Origin of the sequence: Mammaliicoccus sp. B-M6 (genome assembly GCF_022386965.1) — a bacterium.
Classification (GTDB): domain Bacteria; phylum Bacillota; class Bacilli; order Staphylococcales; family Staphylococcaceae; genus Mammaliicoccus; species Mammaliicoccus sciuri_A.
This window is the reverse complement of sequence record NZ_JAJNHJ010000004.1, coordinates 34,966-60,094: the sequence shown is the minus strand read 5'-3', so window position 1 is coordinate 60,094 and position 25,129 is coordinate 34,966. Positions and strand designations below refer to the sequence as shown.

21 protein-coding genes are annotated in these 25,129 nt (G+C 32.9%); 17 read left to right on the top strand and 4 right to left on the bottom strand.

All coding sequences use genetic code 11. The features are described from left to right. Window positions 1–168 precede the first annotated feature (168 nt). The 7 genes from purB to LQ693_RS02385 all read left to right on the top strand — a co-directional run bounded on the left by purB (window position 169) and on the right by LQ693_RS02385 (window position 9,042). Window positions 169–1,464, top strand: a complete 1,296-nt coding sequence (gene purB / locus LQ693_RS02415; protein ID WP_025905126.1) for an adenylosuccinate lyase — start codon at window positions 169–171, stop codon at window positions 1,462–1,464. A 78-nt stretch (window positions 1,465–1,542) separates the two neighbouring features. Further along, window positions 1,543–1,845, top strand: a complete 303-nt coding sequence (locus LQ693_RS02410) for a YerC/YecD family TrpR-related protein (RefSeq protein WP_025905127.1) — start codon at window positions 1,543–1,545, stop codon at window positions 1,843–1,845. Window positions 1,846–1,948: 103 nt separating this feature from the next. After that, window positions 1,949–2,647 carry a M15 family metallopeptidase gene (locus LQ693_RS02405; RefSeq protein WP_025905128.1) on the top strand — a complete coding sequence of 233 codons (699 nt, stop codon included), beginning with the start codon at window positions 1,949–1,951 and terminating at the stop codon, window positions 2,645–2,647. Window positions 2,648–2,959: 312 nt separating this feature from the next. Further along, on the top strand, window positions 2,960–3,643 hold the full coding sequence (pcrB, locus tag LQ693_RS02400) for a heptaprenylglyceryl phosphate synthase (RefSeq protein ID WP_107565484.1): 684 nt from the start codon (window positions 2,960–2,962) through the stop codon (window positions 3,641–3,643). A gap of 12 nt (window positions 3,644–3,655) precedes the next feature. Further along, a complete protein-coding gene (gene pcrA / locus LQ693_RS02395) occupies window positions 3,656–5,836 on the top strand; it encodes a DNA helicase PcrA (protein ID WP_107565483.1) in 2,181 nt (726 codons plus the stop codon). Between the two features lie 3 nt (window positions 5,837–5,839). Next, window positions 5,840–7,843 carry an NAD-dependent DNA ligase LigA gene (gene ligA, locus LQ693_RS02390; protein ID WP_025905131.1) on the top strand — a complete coding sequence of 668 codons (2,004 nt, stop codon included), beginning with the start codon at window positions 5,840–5,842 and terminating at the stop codon, window positions 7,841–7,843. Between the two features lie 11 nt (window positions 7,844–7,854). Next, on the top strand, window positions 7,855–9,042 hold the full coding sequence (locus LQ693_RS02385; RefSeq protein ID WP_025905132.1) for a CamS family sex pheromone protein: 1,188 nt from the start codon (window positions 7,855–7,857) through the stop codon (window positions 9,040–9,042). Between the two features lie 591 nt (window positions 9,043–9,633). On the opposite strand, the gene putP (LQ693_RS02380) is transcribed toward LQ693_RS02385, so the two are convergent. Together putP (LQ693_RS02380) and putP (LQ693_RS02375) are read right to left on the bottom strand one after the other, a co-directional pair. Next, window positions 9,634–11,166: a sodium/proline symporter PutP gene (putP, locus tag LQ693_RS02380; protein ID WP_025905133.1), complete on the bottom strand. Its 1,533-nt coding sequence runs from the start codon at window positions 11,164–11,166 to the stop codon at window positions 9,634–9,636. Between the two features lie 243 nt (window positions 11,167–11,409). Next, window positions 11,410–12,939, bottom strand: a complete 1,530-nt coding sequence (putP, locus tag LQ693_RS02375; protein WP_107565482.1) for a sodium/proline symporter PutP — start codon at window positions 12,937–12,939, stop codon at window positions 11,410–11,412. Between the two features lie 165 nt (window positions 12,940–13,104). On the opposite strand from putP (LQ693_RS02375), the gene gatC reads away from it, so the two are divergent. The 10 genes from gatC to LQ693_RS02325 all read left to right on the top strand — a co-directional run bounded on the left by gatC (window position 13,105) and on the right by LQ693_RS02325 (window position 23,846). Continuing rightward, on the top strand, window positions 13,105–13,404 hold the full coding sequence (gene gatC / locus LQ693_RS02370) for an Asp-tRNA(Asn)/Glu-tRNA(Gln) amidotransferase subunit GatC (RefSeq protein ID WP_025905135.1): 300 nt from the start codon (window positions 13,105–13,107) through the stop codon (window positions 13,402–13,404). Between the two features lie 3 nt (window positions 13,405–13,407). Then, complete coding sequence (gatA, locus tag LQ693_RS02365) at window positions 13,408–14,874, top strand: Asp-tRNA(Asn)/Glu-tRNA(Gln) amidotransferase subunit GatA (RefSeq protein WP_107565481.1); 1,467 nt, start codon at window positions 13,408–13,410, stop codon at window positions 14,872–14,874. A gap of 6 nt (window positions 14,875–14,880) precedes the next feature. After that, entirely contained in the window at window positions 14,881–16,308 is a 1,428-nt protein-coding gene (gene gatB / locus LQ693_RS02360) for an Asp-tRNA(Asn)/Glu-tRNA(Gln) amidotransferase subunit GatB (RefSeq protein WP_037590579.1), read from the top strand. Window positions 16,309–16,580: 272 nt separating this feature from the next. Continuing rightward, window positions 16,581–18,032: a helicase HerA-like domain-containing protein gene (locus tag LQ693_RS02355; protein ID WP_103360873.1), complete on the top strand. Its 1,452-nt coding sequence runs from the start codon at window positions 16,581–16,583 to the stop codon at window positions 18,030–18,032. 71 nt (window positions 18,033–18,103) lie between these two features. Continuing rightward, window positions 18,104–19,069, top strand: a complete 966-nt coding sequence (locus tag LQ693_RS02350) for a diacylglycerol kinase (protein ID WP_025905139.1) — start codon at window positions 18,104–18,106, stop codon at window positions 19,067–19,069. Window positions 19,070–19,129: 60 nt separating this feature from the next. Further along, window positions 19,130–20,503, top strand: coding sequence for a 23S rRNA (uracil(1939)-C(5))-methyltransferase RlmD (gene rlmD / locus LQ693_RS02345; RefSeq protein WP_103360874.1), 1,374 nt, complete (start codon window positions 19,130–19,132; stop codon window positions 20,501–20,503). Between the two features lie 106 nt (window positions 20,504–20,609). Then, entirely contained in the window at window positions 20,610–21,734 is a 1,125-nt protein-coding gene (locus LQ693_RS02340) for a PQQ-dependent sugar dehydrogenase (RefSeq protein ID WP_107572627.1), read from the top strand. Window positions 21,735–21,829: 95 nt separating this feature from the next. Then, a complete protein-coding gene (locus tag LQ693_RS02335) occupies window positions 21,830–22,375 on the top strand; it encodes a DUF3267 domain-containing protein (protein WP_058591878.1) in 546 nt (181 codons plus the stop codon). A gap of 69 nt (window positions 22,376–22,444) precedes the next feature. After that, entirely contained in the window at window positions 22,445–23,512 is a 1,068-nt protein-coding gene (gene dinB / locus LQ693_RS02330; RefSeq protein ID WP_103360877.1) for a DNA polymerase IV, read from the top strand. A 118-nt stretch (window positions 23,513–23,630) separates the two neighbouring features. Continuing rightward, window positions 23,631–23,846 carry a hypothetical protein gene (locus LQ693_RS02325; protein ID WP_048540669.1) on the top strand — a complete coding sequence of 72 codons (216 nt, stop codon included), beginning with the start codon at window positions 23,631–23,633 and terminating at the stop codon, window positions 23,844–23,846. A 53-nt stretch (window positions 23,847–23,899) separates the two neighbouring features. Here the strand turns inward: LQ693_RS02325 and LQ693_RS02320 are convergent, their stop codons facing one another. Both LQ693_RS02320 and LQ693_RS02315 read right to left on the bottom strand, forming a co-directional pair. Beyond that, window positions 23,900–24,454 (bottom strand): 3'-5' exonuclease, encoded by a 555-nt coding sequence (locus LQ693_RS02320; protein ID WP_103360878.1) that lies wholly within the window; start codon window positions 24,452–24,454, stop codon window positions 23,900–23,902. Between the two features lie 144 nt (window positions 24,455–24,598). After that, a complete protein-coding gene (locus tag LQ693_RS02315; RefSeq protein WP_025905146.1) occupies window positions 24,599–25,105 on the bottom strand; it encodes a ferritin in 507 nt (168 codons plus the stop codon). Window positions 25,106–25,129: the final 24 nt, after the last annotated feature.

Sequence of the window (25,129 nt, the reverse complement as noted above, 5' to 3'; positions counted from 1 at the left end):
ATTTTTTTCTGCTTTTAGTTTATTCTCATACTGTTACAATATATAATGAAAGATATTAGGAATAAAATTATAAATCACGAACAATTTTGTATTTTTTATAAACAATGTACGTGTTCGAAGAAGTCTGTTATACTATAAATGACTAAAATATGTTAGGAGAATTTATCAATGATTGAACGTTATTCAAGAGAAGAAATGGCTAATATTTGGACAGAACAAAATCGTTTTGAAGCTTGGTTAGAAGTTGAAATACTAGCTTGTGAAGCATGGAGTAAATTAGGACACATTCCTGCAGAAGATGTAAAGCTTATAAGACAAAATGCTAAGGTCGACGTTGATAGAGCTAAAGAAATTGAACAAGAAACACGTCACGATGTTGTGGCATTCACAAGACAAGTTTCTGAAACTTTAGGTGAAGAACGTAAATGGGTACATTACGGTTTAACTTCAACTGATGTTGTTGACACAGCGTTAAGTTATGTCATTAAACAAGCAAATGAAATCATTGAAAAAGACTTAGAAAGATTTTTAGAAGTATTAAAAAATAAAGCAATTGAACATAAAACAACTTTAATGATGGGTAGAACACATGGTGTACATGCTGAACCAACAACATTTGGTATTAAAATGGCACTATGGTATACAGAAATGAAACGTAACTTAGAAAGATTTAAACGAGTTCGTGAAGAAATTGAAGTTGGAAAAATGAGTGGTGCAGTTGGTACATTTGCAAATATTCCACCAGAAATTGAAGAGCATGTATGTACAGAATTAGGGTTAGGTTGTGCGCCAGTTTCTACGCAAACACTTCAACGTGATCGTCATGCGTATTACATTGCGACATTAGGTTTAATCGCAACATCTATTGAAAAATTTGCAGTAGAAGTTCGTGGTTTACAAAAAACTGAAACACGTGAAGTTGAAGAAGCTTTTGCTAAAGGTCAAAAAGGCTCTTCAGCAATGCCTCATAAACGTAATCCAATTGGTTCAGAAAATGTTACAGGTTTAGCACGTGTGATTAGAGGATATATTACGACAGCTTATGAAAATGTACCATTATGGCATGAAAGAGATATTTCACATTCATCTGCTGAAAGAATTATGTTACCAGACGTAACAATCGCATTGGATTATGCATTAAACAGATTTACGAATATCATCGATCGTTTAACAGTATATCCAGAAAATATGAAACGTAATATCGATAAAACATTTGGTTTAATTTATTCACAACGTGTTATGTTAACGTTAATTAATAAAGGTATGGTAAGAGAAGAAGCATATGATATCGTTCAACCAAAAGCAATGGAATCATGGGAAACTCAAACACCGTTTAGAACATTAGTAGAACAAGATGAAAAAATTACAAACTTGTTAAGTACTGAAGAATTAGATGAATGCTTCAATGAGAAACATCATTTAAATCAAGTCGATACAATATTCAGAAGAGCGGGTATAGAATAAGACACGTTTTACTGTACTTTAATAGGTTAGTGCGTTAAAATGCAATTAATGAACTTATATTAAACAGGGGTTGATTTTTTGCAAATTGAAAAATTAAGAGGAAAAGCATTAGATGAACTATTTGATGCAGTTCTTACATTAGAAACTCGAGAAGAATGTTATCAATTTTTTGATGATTTATGTACAGTAAATGAATTACAGTCATTGTCACAAAGATTACAAGTGGCTAAAATGATTAAACAAGGATACACTTATGCTCATATAGAAAAAGAATCAGGTGCTTCAACTGCAACAATCTCAAGAGTTAAACGCTCATTGCAATGGGGTAATGATGCATATACGATGATTCTTGAAAGAATGAATATTGACTTCGAAAAATAATCATAAATATGTATGAGGGGCTGAGACATTAATGGATGTCTCAGCCTTAATTGGTTAAAATAGTATATAAATAGTAAATTTTATGAAATAAGGAGCTTTACGCATGAAGAAATTATTTTTAATAATTGGCATATCTACTTTAGTATTAAGCGCATGTAGTGATGATCAGAATACAGATAAGCAATCTACTAAAGAAGAACATACTCAAAAAGATAAAAAAGAGACTGCACAAAAATCTAAAAAGCAAGAAGAGAAGAAACATAAAGTTACAAAGAAAGATGGCATCACTTATGTTGATGGGCATGTTTTTGTAAATAAAAAAGTAGGCTTACCACATGATTATGCCCCAGGTGAAAATAGTACTGCAAGAAATCAATTAAATAAACTAATACAAGATGGAACGAATGAAGGTTTAGACTTAGTATTTAGAAGCGGATATCGTTCTTATGAAAATCAAAAACAACTATATAATGATTATGTAGCAAGAGATGGTGAAGAAGCAGCTAACCAATATAGTGCTAAACCAGGACAATCAGAACATCAGACAGGATTAGCATTTGATGTAGGTTCAAACTCAGCAACTGATGATTTTAGAAAGTCATTCGGTAATACAAACGAAGGAAAATGGATTAAAACATACGCACATCAATATGGATTTATCATTAGATATCCATTAGGCAAAGAAAAAATAACAGGATACCAATATGAACCATGGCATTTAAGATATGTCGGTAAAGAATTAGCAGAAAAAATTTATAAACAAGACACAACATTAGAAGAATACTTTGATTACGGTAAGTAGAAGTTGTGAGAGAAATTGAACATGTGAGTTAAAGAAGGAGTAAACTCACGAGATTGCAAAACATGTGAGTTAAAGAGACAGTAAACTCACGAGATCGCAAAAGATGTGAGTTAAAGAGGCAGTAAACTAACATGTTCACCAAACTCACACCTCACATCTTCACAAACATACAACTTCATCTTAACCGTATCTCGAACAATGTAAGAAGCGAAATTTTTCGCTTCTTTTTTTATGATAATTGTCCTATTTCATTTCGGAATTTAATCTTAAAAATGCTATAATTAATCTTATGATAATTAAAGGAGTTTAAGTATGTACGATATAAATTTGTGGAGTCACGTATTTAAATTAGATCCAGCGAAATCTATATCAGATGAGGACTTAATGAAAATATGTGAATCTGGTACGGATGCTATTATAATTGGCGGTACTGATAATGTTACGGAAGATAATGTACTTAATTTAATGAGTAGAATTAGACGTTATCCGCTACCTTGCGCACTTGAAATTTCTAATATTGAAAGTGTTGTGCCTGGTTTTGATTTTTATTTTGTACCGAGTGTTTTAAATAGTAATAATGTTGACTTCCATAATGGTCTGCTTCAAAAAGCTGTTAAGGAATATGGCTATATGATGGATTTTGATGAAATTTTCTTAGAAGGCTATGTTGTCATGAATGAAGACAGTAAAGTAGCGCAATTGACAGGTGCGAATACAGATTTAGATGAAGAAGATTTAATCAGTTATGCAAGAATGGTGGATAAACTTTATCATTTACCTATTTTTTATTTAGAATACAGTGGTAAGTATGGAAAAGTGGAAGAGGTTAAAGCTGTTAAAGAACATTTAGAAAACGCCCAACTTATTTATGGTGGCGGTATAGATAATTTAGAAAAAGCGAAAGAAATGGCAGAATATGCTGACATAATTGTAGTCGGTAATGCCATTTATGAAGATTTGAAAAAAGCTTTACAAACAGTAAAAGTAAAACAATAAAGGAAGGTTTTTATGAACGCATTGTTAGATAGAATGAATGACGAACAGAAACAAGCAGTCAAAACAACTCAAGGGCCATTACTGATTATGGCAGGTGCAGGTAGTGGTAAAACGAGAGTATTAACGCATAGAATTGCGTATTTATTAGATGAGAAAGATGTTTCTCCTTATAATGTTTTGGCGATTACATTTACTAATAAAGCAGCTAAAGAGATGAAAGAAAGAATTAGCCATTTAGTTGGTCCTGAAGCTGAAAGTATTTGGATATCTACATTCCACTCAATGTGTGTAAGAATCTTAAGAAGAGACATTGACCGTATTGGAATTGAAAGAAACTTTACAATTATAGATCCGACTGACCAAAAATCAGTTATTAAAGAAATATTGAAAAAACAAAATATAGACAGTAAAAAATATGACCCAAGAACATTTATTGGTGCGATTTCTAATTTAAAAAATGAATTAAAAACAGCAGAATATGCTGAAAAAGAAGCAAGTGATTTTCATGCCAATATGGTCGCTAGTGTATACAAAGGCTACCAAGAAAAATTACTTAGAAATCACGCATTGGACTTTGATGATTTAATCATGATGACGATTCAATTATTTAATAGAGTGCCTGAATTATTGGAGTACTATCAGAATAAATTCCAATATATTCATGTCGACGAATATCAAGATACTAACAAAGCACAATATACACTCGTTAATTTATTAGCAAGTAAATTTGAAAATATATGTGTCGTAGGTGACTCTGACCAATCTATTTATGGTTGGAGAGGGGCAGACATTAAAAATATTTTATCATTTGAAGAAGACTATCCAAATGCACAAACAATCTTCTTGGAGCGTAACTATAGATCAACTAAGACGATTTTAACTGCAGCAAACGAAGTGATTCGCAATAATGCTGAACGTAAACCTAAAGCATTATGGACGGATAATAACTCAGGCGAAAAGATAAAATATTATGAAGCAACAACTGAAAGAGATGAAGCAGAATATGTTATTCGTCAAATATTAAAGAAAAAACAAGAAGGCTATAAAAACCAAGATATAGCCGTGTTATATCGAACAAATGCGCAATCACGTGTACTTGAAGAAACGTTCTTGAAATCTAATATTCCTTATACAATGGTTGGTGGAACAAAGTTCTATGACAGGAAAGAAATTAAAGATATTTTAAGTTATTTAAGATTAATTTCAAATAGCAATGATGATATCAGTTTTGAAAGAATCATTAACGTACCTAAAAGAGGTATTGGACCGACATCAGTTCAAAAAATTGCTCAATATGCAGCGATGAATCAATTGAGTTACTTTGATGCTTTAGGAGAAGTTGATTTTATCGGTTTATCTAAAAAAGTTACTGAAGAAGGCGCAGCATTTTATGAAATGATGAACAACTTTATGCAACAGCAAGAGTTCTTATCTGTAACTGAAATTGTAGAACAAATATTAGAAAAATCTGGTTATAGACGTATGTTAGAGAACGAACAAACGATTGAATCACAAAGTAGACTTGAGAATATTGATGAGTTCCTGTCAGTACCAAGAGACTATGAGAAAAACACACCTGTTGAAGAGCAATCATTGATGAACTTCTTAACAGATTTATCACTTGTTGCAGATGTTGATGATGCAGATTTAGAAGCCGGTGTAACATTAATGACAATGCACTCAGCGAAAGGTCTAGAGTTCAAAGTTGTATTTATCATTGGTATGGAGGAAAGTATTTTTCCACACTTTAGAAGTCTTCAATCAGGTGAAGAACACGAAATGGAAGAAGAACGCCGAATTGCATATGTGGCTATTACGAGAGCTGAAGAAGAGTTACACTTATCTCATGCGACAACTCGTACATTGTTTGGTAGATCTCAAGCGAACTTAAAATCAAGATTTTTAAAAGAAATTCCAGAAGATTTACTGGATGGCGTGAAACCAAAAACATCATTCAAGCAAAAACAAACATCAACACCTAAACGTAGTTTTGCAGGTCGTATGAATACGAAGCAAAAACCAGAAACATCATGGAATGTTGGGGATAAAGTAACTCATAAATCATGGGGTGAAGGAATGGTAAGTGCCGTAAATGATAAAAATGGTTCTGTTGAATTAGATATCATCTTCAAAAAAGAAGGACCAAAACGTCTATTAGCACAATTTGCACCTATTGAGAAGAAAGGGGAGTAAACTATGGAAGATTTAAAATCAAGAGTTAAAGAACTTCATCAATTGTTACATCGTTATAACCATGAATATCATGTGTTAGATAATCCAACTGTTCCTGACAGTGAATATGATCAATTATTGCATGAGTTAATCTCTATAGAAGAAAAGCACCCTGAACTAAAAACGGACGATTCACCAACAGTTAGAGTTGGTGGACCGCCGTTATCTCAATTTGAAAAAATTAATCATGATACACCTATGTTGTCATTAGGTAATGCTTTTAACGAAGAAGATTTAAGAAGATTTGATCAACGAGTTAGAGAAAAAGTAAACAATGTTCGATACACATGTGAATTAAAAATTGATGGTTTAGCGGTATCGTTAAAGTATTTAAACGGACGATTTGTTCAAGGATTAACGCGTGGAGACGGTACAACAGGTGAGAATATCACTGAAAATTTAAAAACGATCCATGCCATTCCTTTAACAATTAAAGAACCTCTTTCTATTGAAGTTCGTGGTGAAGCATACATGCCAAGAAAATCTTTTGTTTCTTTAAATGAACAAAAAGAACAAAACGGTGAACAACTATTTGCTAATCCTAGAAATGCTGCTGCTGGTTCATTAAGACAGCTTGATTCTAAATTAACTGCTAAAAGAAAGCTCGATATTTTCTTATATAGCGTTAATGACTTAACGGAAATTGAAGCGGATAGTCAATCAGAGGCATTAAATAATTTAGATGAACTAGGCTTTAAGACAAACAAAGAAAGAGAAACTTTTGATGATATAGAAGGCGTATTATCTTTTATAAGTAAGTGGACTGAACAACGCAATAATTTATCATATGATATAGATGGCATTGTGATTAAAGTTGATGATTTAAGTCAGCAAGAAGAATTAGGATTTACTCAGAAATCACCAAGATGGGCAATTGCGTACAAGTTCCCAGCTGAAGAAGTCTTAACTACATTAACAGATATAGAATTAAGTATAGGTAGAACGGGTGTTGTGACACCAACTGCGATATTAGAGCCTGTTAAAGTGGCAGGAACTACTGTTTCTCGTGCATCATTACATAACGAAGACTTAATCCATGAAAAAGATATCCGTATAGGAGATAAAGTTGTCATCAAAAAAGCAGGTGATATTATACCTGAAGTCGTTAAAAGTATTGCTGAAGAAAGAAGCGAAGATAGTGAAGTTTATCATATGCCTACACACTGTCCAAGTTGTGAGCATGAATTGGTTAGAATAGAAGGTGAAGTTGCATTAAGATGTATTAACCCTAAATGTTCTGCTCAATTAGTAGAAGGTATGATTCATTTCGTATCACGACAAGCAATGAATATCGACGGTTTAGGAGATAAAATCATCGAACAACTTTATCAAAACGATAAAATTAAAGATGTTGCGGATTTATATTATTTAACTAAAGATGATTTACTACCATTGGAAAGAATGGGTGAGAAGAAAGTTCATAAATTATTAACAGCAATCGAAGCTTCAAAAGAAAAATCACTTGAACATTTATTATTTGGTTTAGGTATAAGACATTTAGGTACGAAAGCAAGTCGTGTAATAGCTGAAAAATATGAAACAATTGATCGTTTATTCGAAGTAACGATAGAAGATTTAACTGAAATTCCAGATGTGGGTCATAAGATGGCTCAATCACTTGTTACTTATATGGAAAATGATGATATAAAAGTATTAATCGATAAACTTAAACAGAAAAATGTTAACATGACTTATACAGGTATTAAGCAATCTGAAATAGAAGGTCATCCAGATTTTACTGGAAAAACATTCGTCTTAACTGGTAAAATGACAGAGATGACAAGACCTGAAGCAACAAAAGTAATCCAATCATTAGGTGCAAAAGTAACAGGAAGTGTCACTAAAAATACAGATGTTGTTATTGCTGGTGAAGATGCTGGATCCAAACTTGAAAAAGCAGAAAAATTAAATATAGAAGTTTGGTCAGAAGAAGATTGGTTAAACAAATATCGTAATATCAATGAATAGAGGTTAAAGATATGAAAAAAGGATTTCTTATTTTAGCGTCTGTAATATTGCTTACAGCATGTTCATCAGATACTACCCAAAAAGATAATCAAGATAAATCAGATAAAGAAAAAGAGCAAACAAAGCAAATTTCTACAGGTATGCAAATTTCCAGTGATTATTATCGAACATTACTACCGTTTAAAGTAAGTGCTGCTAGAGGTTTAACACAAGATAATATGATTTCTAGTTATAACAGTGAAGCATTTGAAAGTGGATTGTTAGATATAAGTAAACAAACATTTTCACCTGATGATTACTTATACAGAGATGGCCAATTCTTAGATAAAGATACTGTGAGAGCATATTTAGCACCTAAATATACTAAAGCAGAAATCAAAGATATGAGTGATGACGAAAAAGAACAAAATAATGCAAGAGAAAATTTAGGTTTGAATCCAACTCATAAAGGAGAAACAGATCCTGAAAAAATAGCTGAGAATTCACCTACATATTTATCACATATCATCGAACAAGATTACTTCACAGAAAGTGATGCTAAAAAACAAAAGATTTCTGGTATGACAATTGGTTTAGCCATGAATAGTGAATATGTTTACCAAAAAGAAGAATACGGTGAAACATATACGAAGAAACTGGATAACAAAGAAGTAGAGAAAAAAGGTAAAGAGATGGCTGAAGAAATCCTTTCACGTCTTCGTGTAAGAGATGACCTTAAAAATATTCCAATTAACTTCGGTATATTCATACAATCTGGAGAAGGTGACATCAAACCAGGTAAATTCGTTTCTTATGCTTCTAGTGAAGGCGGTAAGCGTAACGTTAAAAGTTGGGAAAAAATGAACCAAAAATATGTCACAATCCCATCAAACGATGCAGCAGATTTAGATGAAAATTTAAATTCTAATTTTGAACAGTTCAATCAAGACTTACAAAAATACTTCCCTAACTTTACACAATCAGTAGGAACAGGTAAATTTGATGACGATAAACTGACAGAACTAGAAATAAAAGTACCACTTGATTATTATGGAAAAGCAGAAGTAATTGGTGTGACTCAGTACGTAGCAGACCTATCTCAAAAATACTTTAAAGGTATAGATGATTTAGAAATCTCTATCGTAGACGGAGAAGAACCACAAGCACTAATTACAAAGACTAAAGATGATGACGAACCACAAATTCATATTTATAAATAATTAAAAAGAGAGTCTGGAACAGAAATGTTCCAGACTCTTTTCGTATTTTCAGAAATATGGGTTTGAACATTGCAAGTGGGGTGCGACAAGCAATGTTGGAGGACCTCGTATTTATCAAGACTGACTAAACAAGATAAATATGAGCTTTGTATTTATCAAGACTGCCCAAACAAGCAACATAGAGCTCTCGTATATTGCAAGACTGTCCAATCTAGCAACATAGAACACTCGTATATTGCAAGACTATTCAAACAAGCAACATAGAACACTCGTATATTGCAAGACTGCCCAAACAAGCAACATAGAGCTCTCCTATATTGCAAGACTGACCAAACAAGCAACATAGAACACTCGTATGTTGCAAGACACTCCAAACAAGCAACATAGCCCCCATATATACAGCTATTTTTCCATAAGAAAAGAGTCTGGACATAATGTAATGTCTCAGACTCTTTTAGTATCTTGGCAGTAGATGTCTGAATTGAAAATGCGCTTGTACCAAGCTTTTTTCAACTCTAGTCATCCTTGCCGGGGCGGGACTACGAAATCTTTTTATATAAATTAGATTTCTGTCCCGCTCCCTCTTCCATATTAATCTTCTTTTAATATACGTTTCATACGATCTAAGTTATCGATAACTTCTTTGTCTGGTTTTTTAGTAAATGAACTTACAATAACTGTAACGACGATGTTTGTGAAGAATCCTGGGATAATTTCGTATAATTCGAAAATACCGCCATGACTTTTCATCATAATCCAGAATAGTACGACGATTGAAGACGTAACCATACCTGCGATTGCACCGTTTTTCGTTAAGCCTTTCCAGTATAATGACATTAATACAAGTGGTCCAAATGCTGCACCGAATCCTGCCCAAGCATTACCTACAAGGTTAAGGATAGTGTCGTTTGGAGTCCAAGCAAGTAATATTGCCACGACTGCTACAGCTAATACTGCAAATCTACCTACCATAACAAATTCTTTATCTCTATTTGGCTCATAACCACGTTTTTTAGTTATGATTTTATAGAAGTCTTGTGTTAAAGCACTTGATGTAACGAGTAATTGAGATGAAATTGTACTCATAATAGCTGCTAAAATTGCTGCTAAGAAGAACCCGCCAACTAATGGGTGGAATAACACTTGACTCATTAAGATAAAGATTGTTTCTGGGTTATCAATTGTTTGGCTCGTATCATGAATGTATGCAATACCAGTTAAACCAACTAAACATGCACCTAATAATGAAATAGCCATCCAACCAATACCGAATCTTCTTGCTGTTGGTAATTGTTTATGTGATTTAATAGACATAAATCTTACGATAATATGTGGTTGTCCAAAATAACCAAGTCCCCATGCAATTAATCCTATAATACTTACAACTGAAGTTCCTTTAAACCAATCTAAGTTAGTTGGTTTAACTTCTGCTACAGTGTGGAAAGTATCTAACCCGTTTAATGTTAATAATGCTGCGATAGGTACCATAACCATCGCTATTAACATGATCACACCTTGGAAGAAGTCTGTTAGAGAAACAGCTAAATATCCTCCGAAGAATGTATATAATACAACGATACCACCAGTTAAGATAATACCAAGACGATAATCCATACCGAATGCACTTTCGAATAAAGTACCACCTGATACCATACCAACTGAAGTATATAGCGTAAAGAATACTACAATGATAATACCTGAAATAATTTTTAAAGCATGTGTATTATCTGCAACACGTTTCTCGAAGAAGTCTGGAATAGTAATAACATTTCCAGTATGTTCAGTATATACACGTAATTTCGGTGCGACTAATATGTAATTTAACCATGCACCTACTGTTAAACCGATAGCAAGCCAAGTTGCTGATAATCCAATACTGTAAACTTCACCAGGAAGTCCCATAATCATCCAACCACTCATATCGGATGCACCAGCGGATAATGCTGTTACATAAGGACCTATACTACGGCCACCTAACATGTACTCATCTAAATTGCTTGTTGATTGTTTATAAGCATAATAACCAATTGCTAATAGAACAACAAAATAGACTATAATCATGAAATAAGTTTGCCAGCCTGAAGCAACTCCAGCACTCGCATCAATTTGTCCTAAAATAAACATAATCCCGCTCCTTTATTTTTATGTATTTTAAAGTTGCACGTTGACCATTATACACAAATGAAATAATAATCAAAGGGTAAAAAGTAAATTATCCGTATATTCAGTTTATCATTTATATAGAATGATGTCACAATTTGTTCATATTTAATATTGCTCTATGCCTTGCGGTGTAAATGTTTACAAAGGATATGCATATGACTTATTTTGCTCATAAAATTACGATGTAAACTTTTTTAAAAATTTTTAGCTTTTTAAAATTTGTTCCATTTCATCAAACTTTTTAAGGTCATATTCAACAGGTGGTTTTGTCATTAAGCTGACAATAACTGTTACGATTATACTTGAAATAAATCCAGGTATGATTTCATAAAATTCAAAAATGCCACCATGATCTTTCATGAGTATCCAGAAAATAACGACTAATGAACCAGTCAAAATTCCTGCAATCGCGCCGTATTTAGTTAGACGTTTCCAATATAGTGATAATAAAACTAAAGGTCCAAATGCTGCGCCAAATCCAGCCCAAGCATTACCAACTAAATTTAAAATTGTATCATTTGGATTCCACGCGATGTACATCGCAACGATTGATACAAGTAAAACAGATAAGCGTCCTACAAGAACAAATTCCTTTTCATGACTTTTATCTTGTAACGTTTTTCTGCGCAATAACATGTAAAAGTCTTGTGTTAATGCACTAGATGTCACAAGAAGCTGTGATGAAATTGTACTCATAATCGCAGCTAAAATTGCTGCTAAGATGAACCCTGCAATGAGTGGATGGAATAAAATTTGACTCATCACGATAAAGATTGTTTCTGGGTTTTTAACTTCTATATTAGTGTGTTCAACAAAAGCAATACCAATTAATCCTGTCACACAAGCACCTAATAAAGAAATTGCCATCCATGAAATACCAATTCTACGTGCTCTAGGCATTAGTTTATGCGTTTTGATAGACATAAAACGTACTATAATATGTGGTTGACCGAAGTAACCTAATCCCCAAGCAAGTAAACTGATGATACCAACTGTTGTTGTACCTTTGAACCAATCTAAATTCGTAGGTTTTAAATCACCAACTTCACTAAACGTGTCTAGACCATTTAACTTTAATAACGCAACGATAGGTACTAATACCAATGCTAAGATCATAATGACACCTTGGAAGAAGTCCGTTAATGATACAGCTAAATAACCGCCGAAAAGTGTATACAAAATAACAATACTAGCGGCTATAAATAAACCAACATGGTAATCTAGTCCAAATGCACTATTAAATAGTACGCCACCAGCTACCATTCCAGAATGTGTGTATAGCGTAAAGAATACAACGATAACTAACCCCGAAATGACTTTAACGATTCTTGTATGATCGGATAATCTTTTTTCAAAAAAGTCAGGTAAAGTAATAGCGTTATCAGTCAGTTCAGTATAAATTCTCAAACGTGAAGCGACGAGTATGTAATTAAGCCAAGCACCAATTGTAAGTCCAATCGCAATCCAAGTTGCTGATAGACCGATACTATATACAGATCCCGGCAAGCCCATAATCATCCAACCACTCATGTCTGAAGCACCTGCTGATAGGGCAGTAACAAGTGCACCTAAATCTCTGCCGCCTAACATATATTCATCAAGCGTACTTGTCGAACGTTTGTAAGCATAAAATCCAATTGCTAATAAAATGGCAAAATAAATAGCAATCATGACATATGTTTCCCAAGAAGTTTCGACTTTAACATTCTTAAAAGTATTTCCAAGTATAAACATGAAAAACCACCTCTCACTCATTGACATAAAATTCAGAAAAAATTCTGATAATTTATTATACACAATGTATGCGCTTTCATGTAGTTAATTTTTAATAACTTTAGATTTTTATATGAAAATTTGTTAAAATTATATGATGTTAGATTAACTAAGGAGGCGTCGCACATGACGAAGGTAACATCTGAACAAGTTGAACATGTTGCTAATTTAGCTAGACTTGAAGTTTCACAAGACGAAGTCAATGAATTCACACAATCTTTAGAAAAGATCTTAAACTTTGCAGGACAATTAGATGAAGTTGATACTGAAAATGTTGAACCAACATTCCACGTATTAGACTTACAAAATGTTCTAAGAGAAGATAAGAGTGAATCAGGAATTCCTCAAGAACAAGCATTACTTAATGCGAAAGAAAAAGAAGCGGGGCAATTTAAAGTTCCAGCAATTATGAACGAGGAGGACTAAAGCATGACAATTCGTTATGAAACAATTGAACGTTTATCAGAAATGATTAAAAATAATGAAATTAAGCCATCTGAAATTGTTAGAGATATTTTTGATGCGATAGAAGCAAACGACGCAAATATTAAAGCATTCTTAGCTTTAGATAAAGAACAAGCAATTAAAAAAGCTGAAGAACAAGATAAATTACAAGCTGAAGGTAAAATGGAAGGTAAGCTATTTGGTATTCCGATGGGTATCAAAGACAATATTATTACTGAAGGTGTAGAAACTACATGTGCAAGTAAAATGTTAGAAGGCTTTATTCCTATATATGAATCAACAGTTATGAATAAATTAAATGCTGAAAATGGTATTTTAGTTGGTAAACTTAACATGGATGAATTTGCAATGGGTGGTTCAAATGAGAACTCTTATTTCAAGACAACTGTTAATCCATTTGACCATAAAGCCGTACCAGGTGGTTCATCAGGTGGTTCAGCAGCAGCTGTTGCAGCAAGCTTAGTACCATTTGCATTAGGTTCAGATACTGGTGGTTCAATCCGTCAACCAGCATCATACTGTGGTGTTGTTGGTATGAAACCTACATATGGTCGTGTATCTCGTTTTGGTCTAGTAGCATTTGCTTCTTCATTAGATCAAATTGGACCTATTACACGTAGTGTTAAAGATAATGCGTTAATTTTAGAAACGATTTCTGGACATGACGCACAAGATTCAACAAGTGCTCCGATTGAAGATGTAGACTTTACGTCTGAAATTGGTAAAGATATTAAAGGCTTAAAAGTAGCTGTACCAGAAGAGTTCATTGGCTCTGGTGTATCTGAAGAAGTTAAGAATTCAGTAAATGAAGCGGTTAAAACTTTAGAATCTTTAGGTGCTACAGTTGATCGCGTATCATTACCAAATACTAAATACGGTGTAGCAAGTTACTATATTATTGCATCTTCTGAAGCATCAGCTAACTTAGCTAGATTTGATGGTATCCGTTATGGTTATCATTCAAAATCAGCAAATACACTAGAAGAACTATACAAAAAATCTCGTGGTGAAGGCTTTGGAGATGAAGTTAAACGTCGTATTATGCTTGGAACATTCGCATTAAGTTCTGGTTATTACGATGCTTACTACAAAAAAGCTCAAAAAGTTCGTACATTAATCAAACAAGACTTCGAAAAAGTATTTGAAGACTATGATGTTATCGTAGGACCAACTGCACCAACGACAGCATTCAATATTGGTGAACAAATTGATGATCCATTAACAATGTACGCTAATGATATTTTAACGATTCCAGTTAACTTAGCAGGTGTACCATCAATCTCTATTCCTTGTGGTAAATCAAATGGTCGTCCAATTGGTTTACAAATTGTTGGTAAACCATTCGATGAAAAAACGATATACAAAGTTGCTTATCAATATGAAACACAATATAACTTACATGATGACTATAAAACTTTACAAGGAGTGTGAAACTGAATGCATTTTGAAACAATTATCGGCTTAGAAGTTCACGTCGAATTAAAAACAGAATCAAAAATGTTTTCACCATCACCCGCTCATTTCGGTGCGGAACCTAATACAAATACAAACGTTATTGACTTAGCATATCCAGGCGTATTACCAGTTGTAAACAAGACAGCTGTTGATTGGGCTATGCGTGCTGCAATGGCATTAAATATGGATATTGCGAAAGAATCTAAATTTGATAGAAAAAACTATTTCTACCCAGATAATCCAAAAGCTTATCAAATTTCTCAATTCGATCAACCAATTGGTGAAAATGGTTGGATTGATATTGAAGTAGATGGAGAAACTAAACGTATTGGTATCACACGTTTACACATGGAAGAAGATGCAGGGAAATTAACACATAAAGATGGATATTCTTTAGTTGATTTAAACCGTCAAGGAACACCTTTAATCGAAATCGTTTCTGAACCTGATATTCGTTCTCCTAAAGAAGCATATGCTTACTTAGAAAAATTACGTGCAATTATTCAATATACAGGCGTATCAGATTGTAAAATGGAAGAAGGTTCATTACGTTGTGATGCCAACATTTCATTACGTCCATATGGTCAAGAAGAATTCGGTACAAAAGCTGAGCTTAAAAACTTAAACTCATTTAACTATGTCCGTAAAGGTCTTGAACATGAAGAAAAACGCCAAGCAGAAGTATTATTAGCTGGTGGCGAAATTTTACAAGAAACACGTCGTTTCAACGAATCAACAGGTGAAACAATTTTAATGCGTGTTAAAGAAGGTTCAGATGACTATCGTTACTTCCCAGAGCCAGATTTAGTACCATTATATGTTGATGATGAGTGGAAAGAACGTGTACGTCAAACAATCCCAGATTTACCAGACGTACGTAAAGAACGTTATGTTAATGAATTAGGATTACCAGCTTATGATGCACATGTATTAACATTAACTAAAGAAATGTCAGATTTCTTTGAAGCAGCAATTGAACATGGTGCAGACGTTAAATTAACATCTAACTGGTTAATGGGTGGCGTTAATGAATACTTAAATAAAAATCAAATCGAATTACAAGATACTGCATTAACACCAGAAAACTTAGCAGGTATGATTAAACTTATTGAAGATGGCACAATGAGTAGTAAAATTGCTAAGAAAGTATTCCCTGAATTAGCTGAAAACGGTGGAGACGCACATCAAATTATGAAAGACAAAGGTCTTGTACAAATATCTGATGAAGCAACACTATTAGGATTCGTTACAGAAGCATTAGACAATAATCCACAATCAGTAGAAGACTTCAAAAATGGTAAAGGCAAAGCGATGGGCTTCTTAGTAGGTCAAATTATGAAAATTTCAAAAGGCCAAGCAAACCCACAAATCGTGAACCAATTACTAAAATCAGAATTAGAAAAAAGATAATAAATATTATGAAAATCTCGTCACAGAGTGAAGTACTCGTGACGAGATTTTTTTGTTGAATGAGATGGTGGCGTGGCTGTTAGGGACAGAATTCTGAGAAATGTCCGTAAGAGAGCGCCCACCTAATTACCAGAATTCAGAATAATGGAAGATACACCTCCATTAATTCTTGATCTTATTAAATTGCAAATTCTATATCTAATTACTTGCATGGTTGGTGTGTTGAAGTACAATAGTATTAAATCATAATGATGATGGAGGAGTAACTACATATGACACAAATTAAAATAGCTAAAAATGAAAATGAAATCAATTTAGAGTTAGGCCAAGCTAATAGACATGGTTTGATTGCTGGTGCTACTGGTACTGGTAAAACAATTACTTTAAAAGTATTGGCTGAACAATTTTCTAAAGCTGGTGTTCCAGTCTTTATGTCAGATGTTAAAGGGGACATCTCAAGTATTGCAGAGGCTGCCTCTATCAATGATAAGATTCAAGAACGTATTGATATGATGAAAATTGACGATTACAAAAATAATGCTTTTCCTGTAACGTTGTTTGATGTATTTCAAAAAACGGGTGTACCTGTTCGTACAACAATTACAGAAATGGGTCCACTATTAATCGGTAAATTATTAGATTTAAATAATACTCAATTAGGTGTGTTAGATATTGTATTTAAAGTTGCTGATGAAAGTGGTCTGCTTCTAATTGATATGAAAGATTTTAAAGCACTTTTAAAAGAAATTAATGAAAATAGAGCAGAGTATGCTGAAAAGTATGGAAATATTTCTTCTGCATCAATTGGTGCAATTCAGCGTGCATTATTAAGATTAGAATCTGAAGGTGCTGAAACATTCTTCGGAGAACCTGCGTTACAATTAGAAGATTTTATTAAGTTTGATGAATCAGGCAGAGGTATGATCAATGTACTTGATGCATCTGTTTTATATCAAAAGCCTAAATTATATGCAACGTTCTTATTATGGTTATTATCGGAGTTATTTGAAAGTCTTCCAGAAGTAGGCGATCCTGAAAAACCAAAAATTGTCTTCTTCTTTGATGAAGCTCATCTTTTATTTAATGATAGTTCAAAAGAGTTAATTGAAAAAGTTGAACAAGTTGTACGTTTAATCCGATCTAAAGGTGTAGGTATTTATTTCGTAACTCAAAATCCAATTGATATTCCAGAATCAGTGCTTGGACAACTAGGTAATAGAGTGCAACATGCACTTAGAAGTTACACACCTAAAGATCAAAAAGCGATTAAAAGTGCTGCACAAACTTTCCGTCAAAATGAAAGCTTTGACACTGCTCAAGTAATCGGAGAATTGAAAACAGGGGAAGCATTGATTTCATTCTTAAATGATGAAGGCCAACCAAATGTTGTTGAACGCGCATTTATTCGTCCACCTGAAAGTAAAATTGGTGTAATCGATGAATCTGTTAAAAAAGATTTAATTGATAATGCACCATTAAATGAAACGTATAAAGAAACATTTGATCGTGAAAGTGCATATGAAATGTTACAAAATAAGATTGAAAAGCAACCTGAAGAAGAACAAAAAACTAAGAAATCACAGTCAACTAAGAAAGAAACAACATCTAAGAAGAAAGAAAAACCTTCACAATTCCAAAAAGAAACATCTAAATTCTTATCAACAGTTGGAAGACAAATTGGTAGAGAAATAGTACGTAATATATTTGGAACGAAAAGACGCTAATTATTTTTTGCTTTCTTATATTTAGTATATGCTTTAATATAAAGATATAAGAATAAACAAGAGGGATCATAATGAAGAAAAAAGCTAGAATCATTTACAACCCAACATCAGGAAGAGAGTTATTTAAAAGAGCATTACCTGATGTATTAATTAAGTTAGAACAGGCTGGTTATGAGACAAGCGCTCATGCTACAACAAGTGCTGGAGATGCGACACATGCTGCTAGGGAAGCTCTAAAATATGATTATGATGTAATCATTGCTGCTGGTGGAGATGGTACTTTAAATGAAGTTATCAATGGTATAGCAGAAGCAAAGAAGCGACCTAAACTAGGGTTAATTCCTATGGGGACAGTTAACGATTTTGGTAGAGCACTTCTTATTCCAAACAATATAATGGAAGCTGTAGATACAATCATCAAAGGTGATCTTGTACCTGTAGATGTTGGTAAAATGAACAATCGCTATTTTATTAACATTGCTGGTGGCGGTAAAATAACAGAAGTTTCTTATGAAGCGCCAAGTAAATTGAAAACAATGGTTGGACCACTCGCTTATTACATTAAAGGCTTAGAGATGTTACCACAAATTAAAGCGACTGATATACGTATCGAATATGATGGTAATGTATTCCAAGGCGAAGCGATGATGTTTTTAATTGGCTTAACGAATTCAATAGGCGGCTTTGAAAAGCTTGTACCAGATGCTGATATTAATGATGGTAATTTTACTTTGCTTATATTAGAGAAAGTGAATATAGCAGAACTTGGACATATTATGACATTGGCTTCTAGAGGTGATCATATCAATCATCCGAAAGTACATTACACAAAAGCTAAAACAATTAATGTCTCATCATTTGAGCAAATTCAATTAAATGTTGATGGTGAATTTGGTGGCGTATTACCTGCTAATTTCTTAAACTTAAAACAACATATACAAGTCTTTTCTAAACTTGAAAGGGTTAAGAGAGAGCACGGAATTGAAACAGTAGAAAGAGAACGAGAAAGACTACACGAAGAACAAACAGAAGAATAAATACATAGGGACATTATTTTGTCCCTTTTTTCTATGTTTATCGTGAAAGAGGGAGTTAATATGGCAGGAGTCGTAAATAAGAATGAAATATATACTGGAGAGGTTATCGATTTTACACATGAAGGGCATGGTGTTGTAAAATTCGATCGTTATCCAATTTTCGTACCAAATGCAATTAAAGATGAAACCATTTCATTTAAAGTCATCAAAGTGAAAAAGCAATTTGCTATTGGTAAATTAATCTCCATTGAAGAAGCATCAAAGGACAGAATTGAACCACCATGTGAATATTATAAAGTTTGTGGTGGATGTCAACTTCAACATTTAAGTTACAATGCGCAATTAGAAATGAAAAAAGAACAAGTGATTAATCTATTCAAGAGAAAATCACATTTTGAAGATACAATTATTCACGATACAGTTGGCATGGAAAATCCTTGGCATTATCGTAATAAATCCCAAATACCAGTGGGGAAAAATAAATCTGGTGAAATTGAACTAGGATTCTATAGACAAAGAAGTCACGATATTGTGAATATAGATCATTGCATGATTCAAGATGAAAAGCATGATTTAATTATGAAGAAACTTAAGAAACTTTTAGATGAAACAAACATCAGTATTTATAATGAACAAAAGCATAAAGGTGAATTAAGACATATCATCTTGAGAACTGGTTATTATACTGGAGAAACAATGGTTATATTCGTGACGAATAGTAAACAACTTAGCCATAAAAATAAAATTATTGATTTTATACAAACAGAATTTGAAAATGTGGTCAGCATTAAACATAATATTAATTTAGAAAAATCAAATGTTATTATGGGACATACGTCACATACTTTATACGGGAAAGATACAATTACAGATAAACTTTCTGAATATGAATTTAAAATATCCGACACTTCTTTCTATCAAATCAATCCAACACAAACAGAAAAACTTTATCATAAAGCGCTAGAATATGCACAATTAGATGGAGAAGAAACTGTCATTGATGCGTATTGTGGTATTGGGACAATCGGTTCATACATGTCACAAAAAGCAAAACACGTTTATGGCGTGGAAGTCGTAGAACAAGCTATAGAAAACGCAAAAGAAAATGCGCAAATCAACCATATAGACAATGCGACATGGGAAGCAGGAAAAGCAGAAGAAATTATCTTAAAATGGCAACAAGAAGGTATTAAACCAGAAGTTGTAATGGTCGATCCACCAAGAAAAGGATGCGATCAAACATTTATTGAAACATTAATCGAATTATCACCAAAAAGAATCGTGTATATTTCATGTAACCCAGCAACACAGGTGAGAGATGTAGAATTGTTGAAAAATAGCGGTTATCAACTAAAAGAAATCACACCAGTGGATATGTTTCCACATACAACACATGTCGAAACAGTAGCTTTAATCGAAAAAATAAAAGAATAGAATTCACCAAAAACCCAAGCCAACTTATACGTTGGCTTGGGTTTTTGAGCGTTATGTTTGTGTGAAAGTGTTTACAACTGTATAAATAATGTAAGGAGGGTTGTTTATGAAACGACTAATGATTAGTGCAATTTCTGCTAGTTTTATTTTATCTGCTTGTAGTAATGATTCGCGTGATGAAACTGAAGATAAAGGTAAGCAAACTCAGAATGAAATGGAACATGAACAGAGTCAGTCAGATGACAACCAAGATCGTAAAGAGACTAAAGGTATTGAAACGGTAGCTCAAGGTTTAGATACACCGTGGAGTATTGCGAAATCAAATGATGTGTTTTATTTATCAGAACGTCCTGGCAAAATTATTAAAATCGATGGCAATAAAAAGAATGAGCAACAAGTGGATTTAGATAAGGAAGTTTCTACAGCTGCTGAAGCGGGTTTATTAGGATTCGTTCTTGCACCTGATTTTAAAGATTCTCAAGAAGCATATGCGTATTACACATATGAAGATAATGGCCAGTTTAATCGTATCGTAAAATTAAAATTAGAAAATGATACGTGGAAAGAAGAAGAGGTATTAATTGATAAAATTCCGAGTGGTCAATATCATCATGGTGGTCGTTTAAAAATTGGACCGGATGATAAATTATACGCGACAACTGGAGATGCTTCAGACGAACAAAATGCACAAGATAAAGATACTTTAGGTGGTAAAATTTTAAGAATTAATCTTGATGGTAGTAAGCCTAAAGATAATCCGATTTCTAATTCATATGTTTATAGTTATGGTCACAGAAATCTACAAGGAATTGTATGGACCCCTGATGGACAGATGTATGCGAGTGAACATGGTAATCAGGCTAATGATGAAATAAATGAGATTAAAGAAGGTCATAATTACGGTTGGCCAGTGATTGAAGGCAATGAAGAAAATAATAATATGGAAACACCGATATTTACTTCAGGATCAGATGATACATGGGCACCTTCAGGCATCGCATTTAAAGACGGTATCATTTATTCAGCTGCGTTGCGTGGAGAAGGTATTATGAAATTTGATGTAGAAAAAGATGAAATGAAAAAAGTGGCGACTAAATATGGAAGAATTAGAGATGTTTACATTGTAAATGATGATTTGTATTTTGTAAGTAATAATACAGATGGTAGGGGTAATCCTTCTCAAAATGATGATAAGATGTATAAAGTTTCACTAAGTCAATTAAATTCATAATTCAAACCGAGCATAAAATCATTAGTATAAATTGAATTTATATTTTATAATCATTATGTAAAGGTTATTAAGAAATGGTTTCACGGGGGTATTGGATGCTTAAAATTGACTTAGTTAACAATATATCTGTATTAAAAAGGTTAGCACTTTTACAATTTGTTTTATTTCTTTCATTAATATTAATTAGTTTTAAGTTAATTGCGAATATCATATATATTTATGAAGAAGGCTTTGTAAGAAATATTATAGTCGGGTTAGTTGGTTTAATTATATTAGTGTTTATCCATGAGTTAATACACGGTATTTGTTTTAAAATATTTAACCCAAAGGGAAAGGTTAAATATGGATATATGAAAGGCATGTTTTATGCAACGATGCCACATGCTATTTTTACAAGAAAACAATTTTATATCATATTATTAGCACCATTTGTTTTAATTAGTATAGGATTATTAATTGTATTATTATGGCTTCAAGTCACTTCTATTATTTATGTATTTGCTTTTCATGGTGCAGCATGTATCGGTGATTTTTACATGGCGCAAGTGATTTATAGTAATAAGCAGATGAATTATGTAGAAGATACAGAAGTAGGTATTAATTTATTTACGGATAATAAAGACGTTCAATCAACAAGTTAATAAGATTTTTGATATAATATATAGGAATTTGGGCAACCAACTTCCTATTTTTTTGTAGAGGTGTTTAGAATGGAACGGCGAATCATTCACATTGATATGGATGCTTTCTTTGCTCAAGTAGAAATAAGAGATAATCCAAAATTAAAAGGAAAACCAGTGATTATAGGTGGACGTGCTTCAGGTAGAGGGGTTGTTTCGACAGCTAGTTATGAAGCTCGTAAATTTGGTGTTCATTCAGCTATGCCCATGGCTCAAGCACATCAACTTTGTCCGGATGGTTATTATGTACGCCCAAGAATTAATTATTATCGAGAAGTGTCGAATGATATAATGGCAATATTTAAAAGTTATACAGATATTGTAGAACCTTTATCGTTAGATGAAGCTTATTTAGACGTTACTGAACTTGTGAGAAAAGACTTACCTGCGTCAACGATTGCACAATACATTCAACGAGATATTTATGATAAGACGCATCTAACTTCTTCAGCGGGTGTTTCTTATAATAAATTTTTAGCAAAGCTCGCTAGCGGTATGAATAAACCGAGTGGTCGTACAGTGATAGATTATGAGAATGTACATGATTTGTTGATGTCGTTGCCTATAGGAGATTTCGCGGGTATTGGAAAAGTAACAGAAGAAAAGATGAAATCATTGGGGATCAATAGTGGTAAAGATTTATACGCATATGACCAAATGGAATTGATTCAATTATTCGGTAAACGTGGTGTAAGCTTTTATAATAAAGTACGCGGTATTGATCATTCTCCAGTGAAACCAACACGTGTTAGAAAATCAATCGGTCGAGAAACAACATTTGAAACAGATCAAAATGATGATGACTTTATACTCAATACAATTAGAAAATTGAGTACTGAAGTTGCTAATAGAGCAGATAAACATGAACTAGCAGGACGAACGATAACAGTTAAACTTAAGACACATAACTTTGAAACATTATCTAAACAAACAAGTAGTCATACACCCGTCTATGACGAAGTTGAAATATATAATATAGCATATGATTTATATAATTCATTAAAAGACCCCGAGACTTCTATACGTTTAGTAGGTGTATCAATCGGGAATTTAGTTTCAAGAACGTATCGTAATTTAACAATATATGATTTTATTTAAACCGATTTACTTGATATCATCATGTATCCTTAGTATTCTGAATATTGTTGAATGCGCGTTTCGGCTACATGAGAAGTGGGTATTTATTAATACTTATAATAAGAAAGTAGAGATTGATATGAAATTTAAATTTTCAATTATTGCAATTACAGTATTATTAATCATTTTATTTATTAAAAGTTCCATTGAAACAGGTTCATTCGATATTATCAAATTACTAGGTATTATTGCGATAGCAATATTATTATTCTGGGTTGATAGAAAATTAGAAAGACCTGTTAATAAAGCGAGTTTAAAAAGAGACATAAAAAAAGAATTCCAACACAAAGAGTAAATAAAAGAATAAAAGCTTCTAGGATGCGTCATGATATCCTAGAAGCTTTTTATTTATACATATTTTTTATCGGTTAACGTTTTGCCGTAAATATCTAATACAGAATCTAAGTCTGGGTAATGTTTTAACAATCGATACGTAATAATCGCACATGCTTTAGCATCATTTAACGCATGATGGTGACCTTTAAAATCAATATTATAATAATCCATCATTGGCGCAAGTCCATATCTATGATTGTTGACTGTTTTTCTAGCTAATATACATGAACAAAAATACGTTAATTCAGGAATTTCGATTTGGTGTTTAATGAGAGATTTAAACAATACAGTCATATCAAATTTAGCATTATGTGCTACAACTGGTAGTGTACCGATGAAATCCATCATATATGGAAACACGACATCGAAAGTAGGTGAATTTGTCACATCAGAAGGTTTAATTTTATGAATTTTAATATTTATATTTGAAAAATAATCTTCGGGATTCACTAATGTGTAAAAAGTTTCTGTAATTTGATGATCAATTACTTTGACCATTCCGACAGAACAAATACTTTCCGGACTTCCATTTGCTGTTTCAAAATCAAGTGCTACAAATGAAGACATACCATCACTTCCTTTAGAAAGTTATTATAAACATTTGTTGGAATAATGTAAATGATGATGGTATGTAAGATAGAATGAATAAAGACCATCCACCATGAGTAGCTCACGGTGATGGTCTTCATTTAAGTATAGTAAGACTATAAATTATTCAGCATCTTCATCGAAGTGACGAGAAGCTAAATCTTTTTCATAGATAAATAATGCGTTATTGTCTTCTTGAATTCTTTCTAAGTAGTCAATATGTGTTTCAAACATAGACTCTTCTTCAACTTGCTCATCTAAGAACCAGTTTAAGAATGAAATTGTAGCAAAGTCTTTTTCTTCTTTAGCAATTTCAGATAAATTATAGAATCGACGTGTAACATCTTGTTCTTGAGCTAATCCATCTTTAAATGTCTCTAATAAAGAACTGAATTCAGTCTTAGGAGCATCTAAAGCTGTGAAAATAGCTTTTTCACCACGATCGTTAATATAGTCATATATTTTCATACCATGGAAACGTTCTTCTTTAGCTTGTTGAATATAGAAGTTTGCAAATCCATCGTAACTCTTATCTGCACAATAAGCTGCCATTGCCATATATGCATGTGCTGCGTAAAATTCATGATTCAACTGATTGTTTAAAGCATCTAAAATATTTTTAGATAACATAGAAATCTTCCCTTCTATAATAAT